The following is a 12960-nucleotide window of genomic DNA, read 5'->3' as shown; positions in this document are numbered from 1 at the left end:
CCGGCAGATATCCGATGACATCCGACTTCCAAATTGAAGCCTTTCTGGAAATGCTGGCGGCCGAACGCGGCGCGGCACAGAATACGCTCGACAGCTATCGCCGGGATCTTGAGGATTTCGCCGCATTTGTTGCTCCCGCCAAGGCAGGCGCCGCCGAGAAGGAACAAATCTCGGCCTATCTGCGGGGGCTGGCCGTGCGCGGCTTCGCCGAAACCTCGCAAGCCCGGCGCCTGTCGGCCCTCAAACAATTTTTCAAGTTCCTTTACGGCGACAATATCCGGCCGGACGATCCAACACGCACGCTGACAGCACCCAAAAAACGCCAGAGCCTGCCGAAGGTCCTCAGCCATGACGAGGTGGACCGGTTGATTGGCGCAGCGCAGGACGAGGCCGCGGCCGAACACAAAAGCCCGGCCGCCGCGCTCCGCGCCCACCGGATCTACACGCTGCTTGAGGTGCTCTACGCGACCGGTCTTCGGGTTTCCGAGCTGGTCGCGCTCCCGGTGTCAGCGGCCTTGCGGGATCAGCGCCTGATCGAGATTGCCGGCAAGGGCGGCAAGGAACGGCTGGTGCCGCTGTCACCGACAGCCCAACGCGCGATGCGGGATTATGTTTCCTTGCGCAAGAAAAGCGGGGCGTTTGCGAACAGCCCCTGGCTTTTTCCCTCCCATGGCGCCAGCGGTCACGTGACACGCCAGGCTTTCGCGCGGGACCTTAAGGATCTTGCCGTGTCGATCGGGCTGGATCCAGCCAAGGTGTCCCCGCATGTGCTGCGTCATGCCTTTGCCTCGCATCTTCTGCAGAACGGGGCGGACCTGCGAGTTGTGCAACAGCTCCTTGGACACGCCGACATTTCCACGACCCAGATATACACGCATGTCCTCGATGAGCGGTTGACCGCGCTGGTTGAAAGGGCGCACCCGCTGGCCAAACGATCATGAGTCACGCCCAGATCGCCGCCCTCAGGCCTTTTGCATCGCGCTGAAACTCCCGTGGAAACGGCACGGCCAAACCCTGCACGATCCGTTCGGCGATCAAGGCGTTTGCTGCAGCATCCAGCAGATCATCCCGCCCGGCGCCACGCGGGGGAGCCATGTCGAGAACGGCCTTGGGCAAACCGTGTTGAACCAGCAGGTCGCGCCGCTGATCGAGGCCGTCCGGATTTGCCCGGCTCTTGATCTTTTTCGGCAGGCTCATTTCGCATTCGCCATTGAGCCGCCAGAAGGCGAGTTCGGGATGAACCTCATAAACACGCTGCTCCAGCGCCGGGGTCATCAAACGATCGATTTCCCGGATTTTCGGGAAAAGATAGAAGCATTGCTTGGACACCTTGCGCGGCGGATCGGAAGTCTGAAGGGCGGTCAGGCAGGCCGCCTGATAGTCGTCCTGGTAGACGGCGGCGCGCGCGGGAACCGTGAAAACCGATGATTGGCGCTGCCCCAATTTCTGCCGGGCCGCCTGCTCCGGGCCGCGCCCGCTGCCTTCAAGGCGGTCTGGCAGGCCAATCGGCATGTCGACGGCCAGAACGGAGAGGGCCGGTGCGAGCGCCAGCAGATCCGTGAACCGTTCAACGATTTTGACTGTCAGATCCGTTTTGCGGCCAAGTGGAAACAGCGCGGCAATCCAGCCGGACTTGCAGCCGTCAACGCCGGCAACCCATCTCCCGTCCGGATCAGGCACGCGCGACGCTTTCAATCACCCGGCGTTGAGAAACCAGGGCCATGGGCCGGAGCAGGCTTTGCTGCTCCTCAGCAATGAGCAGTTCGTCCTCCCCCTTTCTCACCGTCCGCGCGATCAGTTCAAACGTTGAGGCGGCGGCCCGAACAAGCGCTTCCTCATCGGAAAAACCCGTAAGCCAGCGCGACAGAAACAGCCCGGCGAGAATGTCCCCGGTCCCATGCGGCGGGTTCGGGACGGCGGCGTGTTCGGCCGCCAGGGTTGAGGTCGGGCCGACCAGAAGATTGGAGATCGCGTTTCGGCGCAGAGCCGGGGCGGAGGTGACCAGCACGCGGTCCCGTCCAAGGGAGCGCGCCGCGGCCAGTGCCTCCAGTTCGCTCTCGACGGAAAACCCGGACAACCAAGACAGTTCGAAACGGTTTGGTGTGACAATATCCGCAAGCGGCAGCAATTGGTCGCGGATCGCCTCGGCCGTCGCTTCGGGCACATAGAGCCCGCCATGGTCCCCGATCACCGGGTCGCACAGATAGGGCGCCGCCGGATTTCTCGCACGAACGGCCGATACAAGTTCTGCGATCGGGCCTGCCTGGTGAGCGGCCCCCAGATAACCGGTGATGATCCCGCCGATCTCGGCGAGCTGAGCAGATCCGGCCAGATCGGCGATCAAGGCCGCGAATTGGTCCTCCGGCGGAACGATCCGGGTCGCAAGACCATGGCCGGGGTGCCAGGGCAAAAGGATCGTGGGCACGAACCAGACCGGATGGCCGAGGCGCTGAAGGGCAAACACCAGACCGCGCCCGCTGATGCCCCCGCGCACGACCTGGGATGTAATGACGAGAAGAGGGGCTTTGTCGGGCTGCGAGCCGTCAGGTAAAGTGACCATGGATACCGGGTCTTTCTTTAGGCCGCATCCGTCGAGGATGAAGCGCCCCCTCCGTACCGCTTTTCGATGTAATCCAGAACCATCTTCTTGAAATCGTCGGCAATGCCTTCGCCGCGCAAGGTCGCGACCTTTTCACCATCGACGAAAACCGGAGCCGACGGCGTTTCGCCCGTTCCGGGAAGGGAGATCCCAATATCGGCGTGCTTGGATTCGCCGGGCCCATTCACGATGCAGCCCATTACCGCGATATTGAGGGTTTCAACGCCCGGATATTGTTCCCGCCAGCCGGGCATGGACTCCCGGATATGGTCCTGAATGTCCTTGGCCAGTTCCTGAAAAACCGTGGAGGTCGTGCGTCCGCAGCCCGGACATGCGGCGACGATTGGAACAAAAGAGCGGAAGCCCATGACTTGCAGAAGTTCTTGCGCCACCTGAACTTCGCGTGTCCTGTCGCCGCCCGGTTCCGGTGTCAGGGAGACGCGGATCGTATCGCCAATGCCCTGCTGGAGCAAAATGCCCATCGAGGCGGCCGAAGACACGATGCCCTTGGTCCCCATGCCCGCTTCCGTCAGCCCCAGATGAAGCGCGTAATCGCACCGCTGAGCCAGATCCGCGTAAACGGCAATCAAGTCCTGAACCTGGCTCACCTTGGCGGACAACAGGATCTTGTTACGGGCCATGCCGAGCTCTTCAGCCCGTTCGGCAGACAAAAGCGCGGACTGGATGATCGCCTCCCGCATGACAGCCGCCGCTGAAACCGGGGTAGCACTGACCGCGTTTTCGTCCATGAGCCTTGTCAGGAGCTCCTGATCGAGAGACCCCCAGTTGACCCCGATCCGCACGGGCTTGTCGTATTTTTGAGCGATATCGATGATTTCGGAAAACTGGGTATCGCGCTTCGCCTTGAAGCCGACATTGCCCGGATTGATCCGGTATTTGGCGAGCGCTTCCGCGCAATCCGGATAGTCCGCCAGAAGCTTGTGACCGATATAATGAAAATCGCCGACCAGCGGAACGTCCACCCCGATGCGCTCCAGACGGTCGCGGATGCGCGCCACTTGAGCGGCCGCTTCCGGACGGTCCACGGTGATGCGTACAACCTCCGATCCCGCCCGGGCGAGGTCAGCCACCTGCTTGACGGTGGCATCGGCGTCGGCGGTGTCCGTATTGGTCATTGACTGGACCACAATCGGGGCGTCCCCGCCCACCGTGACCTTGCCGACTTTGACAGGCACGGATTTGCGGCGTGGCTTCTGGGTTGCGAAATTGTCGATCATCGGATCAGCACCGTCGCTTGAAGGTCTTGGTGGCGGATCGCCGCCATCGTCTTGTTGAGCCTTGATTAGTGTGCCAGAAGCCAAAGGGCAATGGCAGGGGTCAGTTGAAAGCCTGTAAACCGCTTGTCGCATGACCTTCCCTGCTCGCGGGACAGGCCAAAGAACGCGAGGCCCGCGTCCATTCCGGTCCCGCGTTGGCAGCCATTCGCACCCTCCATCGGCATCGATACCCGGGACCTGACGCTTTCGGCACTGTTTTGCTGGTTGTGGCCAAATCCGGTTTTCCGTCTTTGCAAAATGTCACCCATGAGGAGACTAACGGGATCGGAACAATGCAGCTGCGGGCTGACCCGGCAGCAAAGCCGGGCTATGATCCGGCCGCGCATGATCCGCGACCCGGGAGCCTGATTTGTTCACCACTGTTTTGAGCCGCGCCGTCATTCTTGGCCAGCATCATATCGGCACCCTGTTCAGCACGGGCTGGGCCTACATCCTTTTGCTTTTGGCGCTGAACTTCGCCATCGGATCGACGCTGACGCCGGTCGGCGGGTTTACCACCGTATCCTATATGACGGAACCGGTAGCCAGCGTGGACCAGGGCGGCGTGAGGGCGCTGGCCGCCCTTGCGAACATCTTGATAGGTTTCTCGATCGCCATCGCCTATGTGCGGCGGATTCTTATCGATGCGCGAGATTTTCCGATCATCTTCGGCGCGCGGACGGTCAGGGTCATTGTCAATCAACTGCTGTTGTCGCTCATCGGCATCGCGTCCCTCATTCCGCTCATTATTGTGTCCGCAATCCTGGCCGCCGTGACGGGCGGGCTCGGCGCGCTGCTGATGCTGGCCGCTCCGTTCATCGCCTTGATGGTGGTACAGCGGTTTTCCGTTGTCCTGCCGGCCGCTGCCGTCGATGACGCCTTGACCTTGAAGGAGAGTTGGCATCTGACCAGCGGGCTCGGCTGGGCCATGGCGTTCGCGGCTTTCATCATGAGCTTGCTGGCCGGGTGTCTGGTCGGCATTTGGGCACTGATGCTGTGGGGCGTGGGCGGGCTTCTGCCGGCCGACCCGATCTGGCAGCAGATGCGCTCAGCGGCGTTTCCCATGGGCACAATGCTGATCAGCGTGTGGGTTTTTGCCAGCCTGCATGCAACCTTCTACGGCCTTATCCGCGAGCGCTATGCCGAACGGCTTGGTCTGGACCGGGAACTGATGGAAGATGTCGAAGCCCACCGCGAAGCCGCACGGAACAAGGCCCAACGCGCATTGGACAATGTCAATCGGATGAAGCGCTGAACGCGATTGCCCCATGGCGTCGCAAAGTCTTCAAAATTCGCGTGTTGCAGTGCGAATGAAAACGGTCAACAGTCTTCCCGAATTTCGACGTCAAGGAGACATTCATGCTTGCCAATAAAACCGCAGTGGTCACTGGTTCAACCTCGGGCATAGGGCTGGGCTGCGCGCGCGCATTTGCACAACAAGGGGCCAACGTTGTGATCAACGGTCTGGGCGATGCCGATGAGATCGAGGCAACCCGCAAGGCGATCGAGAGCGATTTCGGTGTCAAGGCGGTCTACTCTGCCGCGAACATGCTGAACCCGGACGAGATCACCGACATGATCGGCACAGCGGAAAAGGAATTCGGCTCGGTCGACATTCTCGTCAACAACGCAGGCATTCAGCATGTCGCGCCGGTGGAGGACTTCCCGCCCGAGAAATGGGACGCGATCCTGGCCATCAATCTGTCTTCCGCGTTTCACGGCATCCGCGCGGTTGTGCCCGGCATGAAGAAGCGCGGCTGGGGACGGATCATCAACACGGCCTCGGCCCATGCGCTTGTCGCCTCTCCCTTCAAGTCCGCCTATGTGGCCGCCAAACACGGCATTGCAGGGCTGACAAAGACGGTTGCCCTGGAGGTCGCCGAAAGCGGCATCACCGTGAACGCCATTTGTCCGGGTTATGTTTGGACGCCGCTGGTGGAGGCTCAAATCCCCGATACGATGAAAGCGCGCAACATGACCGAAGAGCAGGTCAAGCGTGACGTGCTGCTGGCCGCCCAGCCGACCAAAGAGTTTGTCACCGTTGATCAGGTGGCCGGGCTCGCCGTTTTCCTCTGTTCCGACCATGCTTCCTCAATGACAGGATCGATCCTGCCAATGGATGGCGGCTGGACCGCGCACTGAGGATCGGGCGAAACCAGGGCGAGCACATAATGACCAACAAGAAACGGATCAACCTTGCCCTGCAGGGGGGCGGGGCCCACGGTGCGTTTACATGGGGCGTTCTCGATTGGCTGCTGGAAGACAGCCGCTTTCAGATCGACGGGATCACTGGCACCTCGGCGGGCGCCATGAACGCCGTTGCCCTGGCCAGTGGTTTCCAGTCCGGCGGTGAGGATGGCGCGCGCGAAAGCCTCGACACATTTTGGCGGAAGGTCAGCGAAATGGCCTTTCTCAATCCGATCAAGCGCTCTCCGATAGAAGTGGCCATGGGCCAATGGAGCCTCGATTTCTCGCCCAGCTATCTGGCCTTTGATGTCATCTCGCGGTTTTCATCTCCTTATGAATTCAATCCGCTCAACTTCAACCCGCTTCGGGATGTGGTGGCGGATGTGGTGGATTTCGAGCGGGTTCACCAGTGCCAGGGCATCAAGCTCTACATCGCGGCAACCAATGTCTTCACCGGCAAGATACGGGTCTTCAATGCCGAAGAAGTTACGCTGGATGCCGTAATGGCCTCCGCGTGTCTGCCGCATTTGTTTCAGGCGGTGGAAATTGACGGCGAGCCCTATTGGGACGGGGGATTTATGGGAAATCCCCCGCTCTATCCGCTGTTCTACGACACTCAAACGCCGGATATCGTGCTGGTCCAGATCAACCCGGTCGAGCGCCGGCAGACACCGAGAACAGCCCGGGAAATCCTCAATCGGCTCAATGAAATCACATTCAATTCGACGCTCCTGCGCGAACTGAGAGCAGTCGACTTCGTGACCCGCCTGATCGAAGACGGCAAACTCTCGCGGCAGAATTACATGAAGATCAACATGCACCGGATAACGGCCGATGGCCTGATGTCGCTACAGGCGTCTTCGAAACTGAATGCGGAATGGGCCTTCCTGAGCGAACTGAAAAAAGTGGGGCGGGAGGCCGCGGCGGCTTGGATCGACCAGAATTTCGATGCGCTCGGTCAGCGCTCGACGATCGACCTGCGCACGGAATTCGCCTGACCGCCCCGGCAAGCAAACGTTAACCTCCTGTCGCGGCCCGCGTTGCAATTTGCGTCGCAGACGTCGTGAACAGACGCTTAACCTATTCCAGATGCGGTAGACCGGCCAGGGATTGGCACAACATCTGGACGCGGCGCCTCAAAATCAAAACTGGCAAGGCCCTTGCGATGCCTGTGGCATGCTGATTGTCAGGTTGTGCGTCGTCAGCAACAGTGGACGGGAGAAACAGGCACCCGCGACCCCGCCTGTTTCTCCCTTCCGCCCTTTTCCGGCAAATTCCAGATCGCTGCAAGCTGTTGCCAGAAGTGGTATTTCGGTGAGCTTTTCCCTTTATGGTGGGGGTAGGCTTACCTAGCTAGTAGTCATGGTCCCTCTTACGAGCCGAGAACGACATGTTGCCTTCAAGAAAACGCCGCACCCGCTCTCTCGCCGCTCTTTGCGCCGCCTTGATCGGTCTTGTGCCCCTGCCTGCCCTTGCCGCGGGTCCGCAGGACCTGATCGACAACAAGGGCTGTCCAAACTGCGATCTCAGGCTGCAAGAACTGCGTGAGCTGACGATTCAGGCACCGAATTTTGAACGGACAATCCTGCGCGAAGCAGACCTCAAGGAAGCCAATCTGATCGAAGGGAACTTCCGGAACGCGGATTTGCGGCGGGCGGAGCTCGAACGCGCCAAACTCCACTATGGCGATTTTTCCCGGGCCTCGATGCGCGGCGTCGACATGGAAAAGGCCGTGCTGACCGGCGCCAATTTCACCGGCGCGGATCTGCGCGACGCTGACCTCAATGAAACCGAATTGTCCGGCGCCGATTTTACCCGCGCTGACCTTCGGCATGCCTCGTTCATCCGGGCAATCGCACCGAACGCAATCTTCAAGGACGCCAAGATGGACAATGTGGATCTTGAGCGTGTTGACCTTAGCGGAGCCGATTTCAGCGGTGCCCGGCTGCCCAACTCCGATCTGGACCGAGTGTTTGCCCGCGGTTCAAACTTCGAAAGCGCGGATTTGAGCGGCGTTCGCCTGTCCAGTGCAGATCTGACCGGCGCCAACTTGCGCAACGCAAATCTTGACGGGGCCTTGCTCCGGTACACGCGGCTTGCCGGCGCCGACCTGACGGATGCAAAAGGGTTGGATCCGAAACGGATCATGGGCGCCTGCCGGGACGCGGACACCAAGCTGCCTGCGGGAATCACATTGGAAACATGCGGGCAGTAAGCTCACAAAAAAGCGCGGACAGGCCGCGCTTTTTCAATCGTCGCCTTGTCAGAAGGCGTCTTGAAGATGGGGCATCGCCCTGCAATTCAGACGTTACCGGAAAAGATCGAACGAGAACCGGTAACTCACGCCAGCGCCGATAAAGAACTGGTTTTCGTCCCCCACCTTCGCGATCGGGCTATCCGCGGCGTCGCCAATGAGGCGGTCATACCCACCTTGCAGATGGAATCTAGCCCGGTCAGTCAGGTCGTAACTGGCACGCGCCGAAAGACCGAGGCTCGTGAAGCCGGAGTCCGGATCGTATTGAGCCAATCTTCCACCGGAAGCAGCCGCCTCGGCCGCCGTTACCCCAAAATAGGTATCCATGTAGTCGCCGAAGGCAAAGCCGGCCCGCGGGCCCGCGCTGAACTCGATCCGGTCGGTGGGATAGAAGATGGCATCGAACCCGAGTTGTCCCACCTGGCCTGTGTGCCCGTTGATGCCTTGGCGCAGCTCGCCGAACACCCGCCAGTTTTCGGTTCGGTACCCGGCACCCAGGCCAAGTTCCAGCGCCCAGTCGACGTCCCTTGTACCGGTCAGATCGCGATCGTCAGATGCCGAGCGTTCACCCACGAAGCCGAAGGACGGGAAGAAAAAGACACCCTGACGCTTGCGCCCATCTGCCACCTGACCCAGTCCGGGCACGAAAAAACGGCCCACATTGATGATCGGGAACGGGGTGAGGATGTAGGAGTCGGATGCGGCATATCGCGGCTGCATCACCGCCCCGAGACCGATATCGATGTCGTATTGCCGTTGGGGCTCGGCAACCGTTTGAAGGCCGGCGTCCTGGGCGAACGACGGCGCGGAAATTGCGAGGGCGGAAACCGTTGCCAACGCGAAGCAGATCGAATTTCTCATGATGAACCCGGAACAGACGCTGAAATTGGGGTGACAGTACCATGTCTTGGTTGTCAGGTGGTCACCTGCCGCCGATTGTCCAGCCCTGTTGCATTTTCGCACCGCACCGCCGTCCAGACGATGCGGGCGGCCTGGAGATCAAGCGCGCCTTGCGGCAGGGCTTCATGGCCGCTACATGGAAGGCAAACTCACATGTATCCTGGATGGTGAACTATGCGCGCTATACTCGACGTCCTTTTGCTGGTCCTCAATCTTTACGTTTATGTCATCATCGCGAGCGCCATCCTGTCCTGGCTGTTTGCCTTCAACATCGTCAATTCGGGTAATCAGATCATCAATTCGATTGCCCAGGTGCTCTACAATCTGACCGAACCAGTCTTGCGGCCAATCCGCAACAGAATGCCCTATATCGGCGGGATCGATCTTTCCCCGATCGTGTTGTTGCTCGGGATCTTCCTGCTGCAGAACATCATTATCCGGTATGTTTATCCGAACGTGTTTTAAGCGATCGCGGGATCGTCGGGGCAACGGCCGGTCCAGGCCCCGGCGGATCGCCGCAGGCAATTTACCTTGCGTTAACCATAATCTTGTTGCTTAGGGTATCCGAATTGGGCAGATGCGGCCGCCTTTGGCCGTTTCTTGCCCGCACGCAAGGACACCACCATGGCTTACAGCCGCCGCTTATTCGTGTTCGGGATGGCTGCGTTCCTCGCCGCGTGCCAAAGCCGGAGCCAGAAACAGGCCGCCCTTGATGCGGGCCTGACGCTGGATCCGGATGGCACTCCGGACTACGCGCTCGCCTACGCCGCCCGCCGTGACGGCGGCTTCAACCTGCCAGCCATCGATTATCTGGCAACCGATCCGCAATACTGGCGGCAGACTGTGCGATATCCGACCCGTCACGAGCCTGGCACCATCGTCGTCGATCCCAGCAACAAGTTTCTCTATTTCGTTCTCGAGGGCGGCCGCGCGGTGCGGTATGGCATCGGTGTCGGCCGGGCCGGTTTTGCCTGGAACGGCGAAGCCGTGATCCGGTTCAAGCGGGAATGGCCGAAATGGTTCCCGCCCGACGAAATGATCGAACGCGAACCGCATCTGGAGAAATACCGCGACGGACAGGAAGGCGGCCTGAACAACCCGATCGGCGCGCGTGGCCTGTATCTGTGGCAAGGCAATGTGGACACGCTCTACCGCATCCACGGCACCAACCAGCCGCAAAGCATCGGCACCAACGCCTCGAGTGGCTGCATCCGGATGTGGCAGCAGGACATCATCGACCTCTATGACCGCGTCGAACTTGGGGCCAAGGTGGTCGTTCTGGGTTAGGTATCTCCTGACCAGATTGAACCGGTTCGGGATCAATCAAATCAGGAAAAGATCCTCCAGCACTTTAAGACAGCGAGCGATTTTCCCGGTTCGACTGCACTGGACCGCTTCAACCTGACCGGGAATCCGTCTCTGTTGCCTCTATCCCCGCCCGCGGTAAGACTGAACGCCCTGCTCTGGAATCCATACCCCGTCCGGGGCCGGGCCGGTCTGGTAGAACACGTCGATGGGAATGCCGCCGCGCGGATACCAGTAGCCGCCGATTCGCAGCCATTGCGGCTCAAGAAGATCCACCAGGCGCTTGCCGATCGACACTGTACAATCCTCGTGAAAGGCCCCGTGATTGCGGAACGAGCCCAGAAACAGTTTCAGGGACTTGGATTCCACCAGAAACCCGTCCGGGACATAGTCGATCACCAGATGGGCGAAATCGGGCGCACCGGTCAACGGGCAGAGCGAGGTGAATTCGGGCGCCACGAACCGGACCATGTAGGGTGTTCCCGCTTGCGGATTCTGGACCTTTTCGAGCACAGCCTCCTCGGGGGACTTTGGCAGTTCCGTCGCGGCGCCGAGCTGGGTGAGGTTGTGGTAGATCGATGTGTCACTCATCTTGCTCAAACTCCTTTGAGATTGCCCCAGATCAGGGTGTGTAGCTGGGGCAGGACCGTGGCCTCATACCAGCGGTCTTCCGCCACCTTGCCGATCAGCCAGCGCATCCGGTCCATGATGCCCTCCATGTCAATGGCCGTGTCGTCCCCATCCGGGGGCGGCGGCGTGTGGTTGCCGGGCTGGAGATAGATTGGAAGCGACGGATAACGATCCGCCACGTCCCTGGCGTAGCCATAGTCAGCGTTATCGAAGACCACGACCTTCAGCACGGTTTGCGGTCCGGAACCGGCCGCATCCACACACTCGGCGAGTTTTTGCCAGTCGGTTTCCATGCCGCTTGAAGGCGGCTTGGGACTGAGGGTCAGGATATCGAGATCGGCAAACCAGTCCTTGGCGAGACTGCCCTGCGTTTCAAGCGCAAATCGGTAACCGGCGCGTTGTCCGAGATCGATCAACGGCCCAAGGGGCTGGATTGCCGGATTGCCGCCGGACAGCGAGATGGTCAGCGGCCGGGTACCCGACAGCCGGTCGACTTGCTTCAGGATGGCTTCCGGGGTCATCGGCGCCCACTCGGACCGGAATGTCGTGTCGACCGCGTGCAGCGTATCGCACCAGGCGCAGCGGTAATCGCAGCCGCCGGTGCGCACGAACACCGTCGGCTGTCCGATCATGGCGCCTTCCCCCTGGATGGTCGGCCCGAAGATCTCACTGACCCGGATCGTCCGGCCGCTCATGCGGCGTGTACGCCCGCGAACCCGGCCGGCCGGTATTCGGCGCAGGTTTTCGGCGTTTCCTTGACCCGCACGGCCGAGGTTTCCGGCCAGCGTTGCTTGCACCAATTGTAGAAATGCCGCGCCATGGTCTCGGCGGTCACGCACTCATCTCCAAGCACGTCATTCAGATGGCGATGGTCCAGCCGGTCATCGACATAGGTCTTGAAAGCCGACAGCTCCCGGTAATCCCGAACGAACCCGACACTGTCGAGCGTGTCCGACATCAGTTCGACCTCGACCACGTAGTTGTGGCCATGCAACCGCGCGCAAGGGTGATCCTCAGGCAGGCCGTGAATCTGATGGGAAGCGGAAAAATGGAATTCCTTGGTGATCCTAAACAAGGCAGGCCTCCTGCCAGAAAGCCGGATCGGCATAGACCGTCGGATCATCGACTTTCGCCAGATGAAAGGCCTCCCGCCGCTCCACGCAGGTGCCGCAGCGTCCGCAGTGGATTTCGCCGCCCTTGTAACAAGACCATGTCTGGGTGTGATCGACCCCCAGTGCCACGCCTTCGGCGGCGATATCCGCCTTGGTCCCGTGGACATAGGGTGTCAGCAGCTTGATCTCGCCGATGCCATCGAGGGCATGGCGCTGCATGGTTTCGAAACTGTCGGTGAACGCGGGACGGCAGTCGGGATAGATGAAGTGATCGCCGCCATGGACCGCGGTTGCCACCGCCTCTGCGCCACGGGCGGCCGCGATGCCGTAGGCGATTGTCAGCATGATGGCATTGCGGTTCGGCACCACGGTGATCTTCATGGTGTCTTCGGCGTAGTGCCCATCCGGCACGTCGATCGTGTCGGTCAATGCGGAGCCGGTCAGCTGACGGCCAATGTTGGTGATATCGATCAGGATATGTTCGACGCCGAGAGTGCCGGCGCAGCTTTTCGCAAAGCCAAGCTCTTTCTTGTGACGCTGGCCGTAGTCGAAGGAGATGAGCCCGATCAGCTCATGTTCCCGCGCGATCTTGTGCGCAAGAGTGACGGAATCCATTCCGCCGGAACAGATGACAAGTGTTTTCACAATGGGACCCTTGTTTTGATTGGCACCGGGTAGGCTGCGACCGGTGATCCG

At 60.5% G+C, this 12960-nt stretch carries 15 protein-coding genes; 7 read left to right on the top strand and 8 right to left on the bottom strand.

Going from position 1 to position 12960, the window contains the following annotated elements:
• Positions 1-14: 14 nt before the first annotated feature.
• Positions 15-941, top strand: a complete 927-nt coding sequence (locus tag F0184_RS05185; RefSeq protein ID WP_150495087.1) for a site-specific tyrosine recombinase XerD — start codon at positions 15-17, stop codon at positions 939-941.
• Between the two features lies 1 nt (position 942).
• Here the strand turns inward: F0184_RS05185 and F0184_RS05180 are convergent, their stop codons facing one another.
• The 3 genes from F0184_RS05180 to ispG are packed head-to-tail and all read right to left on the bottom strand — an operon-like array spanning position 943 to position 3837.
• On the bottom strand, positions 943-1680 hold the full coding sequence (locus F0184_RS05180; protein WP_150495086.1) for a DUF429 domain-containing protein: 738 nt from the start codon (positions 1678-1680) through the stop codon (positions 943-945).
• The gene (gene pdxY, locus F0184_RS05175; RefSeq protein WP_150495085.1) at positions 1673-2560 is read right to left on the bottom strand and encodes a pyridoxal kinase; all 888 of its coding nucleotides are present in this window, start codon (positions 2558-2560) and stop codon (positions 1673-1675) included. Before pdxY ends, F0184_RS05180 begins: the two co-directional genes overlap by 8 nt.
• Before the next feature lie 17 nt (positions 2561-2577).
• Positions 2578-3837: a flavodoxin-dependent (E)-4-hydroxy-3-methylbut-2-enyl-diphosphate synthase gene (gene ispG / locus F0184_RS05170; RefSeq protein WP_150495084.1), complete on the bottom strand. Its 1260-nt coding sequence runs from the start codon at positions 3835-3837 to the stop codon at positions 2578-2580.
• A gap of 409 nt (positions 3838-4246) precedes the next feature.
• Here ispG and F0184_RS05165 point away from each other — a divergent pair, with 409 nt between their 5' ends.
• The 4 genes from F0184_RS05165 (at position 4247) to F0184_RS05150 (ending at position 8278) form a co-directional block, all read left to right on the top strand.
• Positions 4247-5131 (top strand): 4-hydroxy-3-methylbut-2-en-1-yl diphosphate synthase, encoded by an 885-nt coding sequence (locus tag F0184_RS05165; RefSeq protein WP_150495083.1) that lies wholly within the window; start codon positions 4247-4249, stop codon positions 5129-5131.
• A 104-nt stretch (positions 5132-5235) separates the two neighbouring features.
• Positions 5236-6018: a 3-hydroxybutyrate dehydrogenase gene (locus tag F0184_RS05160; protein ID WP_150495082.1), complete on the top strand. Its 783-nt coding sequence runs from the start codon at positions 5236-5238 to the stop codon at positions 6016-6018.
• Between the two features lie 29 nt (positions 6019-6047).
• Complete coding sequence (locus F0184_RS05155) at positions 6048-7061, top strand: patatin-like phospholipase family protein (protein WP_150495081.1); 1014 nt, start codon at positions 6048-6050, stop codon at positions 7059-7061.
• Positions 7062-7453: 392 nt separating this feature from the next.
• Positions 7454-8278 (top strand): pentapeptide repeat-containing protein, encoded by an 825-nt coding sequence (locus F0184_RS05150; RefSeq protein ID WP_150495080.1) that lies wholly within the window; start codon positions 7454-7456, stop codon positions 8276-8278.
• 93 nt (positions 8279-8371) lie between these two features.
• Here the strand turns inward: F0184_RS05150 and F0184_RS05145 are convergent, their stop codons facing one another.
• The gene (locus F0184_RS05145; RefSeq protein ID WP_150495079.1) at positions 8372-9178 is read right to left on the bottom strand and encodes a MipA/OmpV family protein; all 807 of its coding nucleotides are present in this window, start codon (positions 9176-9178) and stop codon (positions 8372-8374) included.
• 213 nt (positions 9179-9391) lie between these two features.
• On the opposite strand from F0184_RS05145, the gene F0184_RS05140 reads away from it, so the two are divergent.
• Positions 9392-9682: a YggT family protein gene (locus F0184_RS05140; protein WP_150495078.1), complete on the top strand. Its 291-nt coding sequence runs from the start codon at positions 9392-9394 to the stop codon at positions 9680-9682.
• 159 nt (positions 9683-9841) lie between these two features.
• Positions 9842-10504 carry a L,D-transpeptidase gene (locus F0184_RS05135; RefSeq protein ID WP_150495077.1) on the top strand — a complete coding sequence of 221 codons (663 nt, stop codon included), beginning with the start codon at positions 9842-9844 and terminating at the stop codon, positions 10502-10504.
• Positions 10505-10645: 141 nt separating this feature from the next.
• On the opposite strand, the gene queF is transcribed toward F0184_RS05135, so the two are convergent.
• From queF to queC, 4 genes are read right to left on the bottom strand one after another with little or no spacing between them, the layout of a single operon-like run.
• Entirely contained in the window at positions 10646-11113 is a 468-nt protein-coding gene (gene queF, locus F0184_RS05130; RefSeq protein ID WP_150495076.1) for a preQ(1) synthase, read from the bottom strand.
• A 5-nt stretch (positions 11114-11118) separates the two neighbouring features.
• Positions 11119-11847 (bottom strand): 7-carboxy-7-deazaguanine synthase QueE, encoded by a 729-nt coding sequence (gene queE / locus F0184_RS05125; RefSeq protein WP_150495075.1) that lies wholly within the window; start codon positions 11845-11847, stop codon positions 11119-11121.
• Complete coding sequence (gene queD / locus F0184_RS05120; protein WP_150495074.1) at positions 11844-12227, bottom strand: 6-carboxytetrahydropterin synthase QueD; 384 nt, start codon at positions 12225-12227, stop codon at positions 11844-11846. Before queD ends, queE begins: the two co-directional genes overlap by 4 nt.
• Entirely contained in the window at positions 12220-12909 is a 690-nt protein-coding gene (gene queC / locus F0184_RS05115; protein ID WP_150495073.1) for a 7-cyano-7-deazaguanine synthase QueC, read from the bottom strand. Before queC ends, queD begins: the two co-directional genes overlap by 8 nt.
• Positions 12910-12960 lie beyond the last annotated feature (51 nt).

Origin of the sequence: Roseibium aquae (assembly GCF_008711285.1) — a bacterium.
In the GTDB taxonomy this organism is placed as follows: Bacteria; Pseudomonadota; Alphaproteobacteria; order Rhizobiales; family Stappiaceae; genus Roseibium; species Roseibium aquae.
Note: the sequence above shows the minus strand (reverse complement) of the source record. Positions and strands in the feature narration are given on the sequence as shown.

Coding starts and splice junctions, on each gene's coding strand:
- F0184_RS05185 (WP_150495087.1), top strand. CDS start 15: ATGACATCCGACTTCCAAATTGAAGCCTTTCTGGAAATGCTGGCGGCC.
- pdxY (WP_150495085.1), bottom strand. CDS start 2,560: ATGGTCACTTTACCTGACGGCTCGCAGCCCGACAAAGCCCCTCTTCTC.
- ispG (WP_150495084.1), bottom strand. CDS start 3,837: ATGATCGACAATTTCGCAACCCAGAAGCCACGCCGCAAATCCGTGCCT.
- F0184_RS05160 (WP_150495082.1), top strand. CDS start 5,236: ATGCTTGCCAATAAAACCGCAGTGGTCACTGGTTCAACCTCGGGCATA.
- F0184_RS05155 (WP_150495081.1), top strand. CDS start 6,048: ATGACCAACAAGAAACGGATCAACCTTGCCCTGCAGGGGGGCGGGGCC.
- F0184_RS05150 (WP_150495080.1), top strand. CDS start 7,454: ATGTTGCCTTCAAGAAAACGCCGCACCCGCTCTCTCGCCGCTCTTTGC.
- F0184_RS05145 (WP_150495079.1), bottom strand. CDS start 9,178: ATGAGAAATTCGATCTGCTTCGCGTTGGCAACGGTTTCCGCCCTCGCA.
- F0184_RS05140 (WP_150495078.1), top strand. CDS start 9,392: ATGCGCGCTATACTCGACGTCCTTTTGCTGGTCCTCAATCTTTACGTT.
- F0184_RS05135 (WP_150495077.1), top strand. CDS start 9,842: ATGGCTTACAGCCGCCGCTTATTCGTGTTCGGGATGGCTGCGTTCCTC.
- queF (WP_150495076.1), bottom strand. CDS start 11,113: ATGAGTGACACATCGATCTACCACAACCTCACCCAGCTCGGCGCCGCG.
- queE (WP_150495075.1), bottom strand. CDS start 11,847: ATGAGCGGCCGGACGATCCGGGTCAGTGAGATCTTCGGGCCGACCATC.